The organism is Plesiomonas sp. (assembly GCF_051650925.1).
In the GTDB taxonomy this organism is placed as follows: Bacteria; Pseudomonadota; Gammaproteobacteria; order Enterobacterales; family CAMTGL01; genus Plesiomonas.
This window is the reverse complement of the sequence record NZ_JBOFRH010000407.1, coordinates 1-1,266: the sequence shown is the minus strand read 5'-3', so window position 1 is coordinate 1,266 and position 1,266 is coordinate 1. Positions and strand designations below refer to the sequence as shown.

Below are 1,266 nucleotides of genomic sequence, written 5' to 3'. Positions count from 1 at the left end.
CGAGCACTGTACTTGCCCTATTCTACCGATGAACTTCCACGTGGCTCGACCGTTCGCCTTCGATTGTGCGAAAGAACACTGATTTCGTACGGCTAAACACCACGCGAGCAATAGGAAAGAATACGATTTCTCAGTTGTATCAAACCATGCTATGCCAAAACTACCGGTTGCAGCAGAACCAACTGACTGGAAAGAAAACGGGATTGCACTCACCTACGCCGCCGAAACTGCAACGTGCCCATACGCCTACAATGCTCAAGAATGGAAAGAATGCGGAAGTTCTGTGAACACTGAATGTGCATAGACAACTTGGCCGGACTCCGTTGATCACGCTACAGGAAAGAATGCGATATTCGCGCTAAGCAAATGTAGCCAAGGCAATTCCCCCATTCGCCCTTCAAGCTAAATCGAAGAAATAATACAATTGTACCGCGAAACTAATTTGGCTAAGACCTGCGATTTACACCACGAATGCCTATTAAATTCGGCTTTCAGATAACATTTAATTAAGGGGCATAACGGAGCACGCTTGCGTGCGAAGTGGTTTGAAATGGGCGTAAAATTCGCGTAGCGAATGCCCATTTAAAAATGTCCCTGTTGAATTTTTTGTTATCTGAAACAGGGGGTTAACTAAAAACGCCGCACCAACCGTTCAACAAAACATGCTTAAGTAAAAGCGATATAGCTTGGCGTGCATTTCATTTTCCCCATTATACCCATGAACGTTCACGTGACCTGACCATTCGGCTGCGATTGTGCGGCAAAACACCGATTTCTTACAGCTGAGCACAATGCCAGCAAGAGGAAAGAATGCGATTTTTCAGTTGCAACGAGTAACGCTATGCCAAATCTACCCGTTGCCGCAGAATTAACTGACTGGAAAGAAAACGGGATTACGTTCGCCTATTCCACCGAAACTGCAACGCTACCATTCACCGACAATATTCAGGAGTGGAAAGAATACTGAGTTGCCGTGGACTCTGCACAAGCATCGAGCACTTGGTCGGAATTCGCCGATTACGCTACTGGAATGAATACGATATTAACATTGAAAAAGGCTGTAGCCAAAACAACGTGGCCATTCAACACAAAGGCCAAATCGAAGAATAAATACAATTGTACCGTGATAGTTGATTTAACCACGACCTAAAATTTACACCGCAAAAGCCTATTAAATTCGGCTTTCAGATAACTTCTTACTAAGGGGCATAACGAAGCACGCCTGCGTGCGCAGTGGTTTGAAATGGGCGTAAAATTTGCGCAGCA

The 1,266-nt window shown here is 45.0% G+C and carries 1 protein-coding gene; it reads left to right on the top strand.

Annotated features, from left to right (window positions below; genetic code table 11):
• The first annotated feature begins 841 nt into the window (after positions 1-841).
• Complete coding sequence (locus ACRC27_RS09410) at positions 842-967, top strand: hypothetical protein (RefSeq protein ID WP_438639761.1); 126 nt, start codon at positions 842-844, stop codon at positions 965-967.
• The last annotated feature ends 299 nt before the right edge of the window (positions 968-1,266 follow it).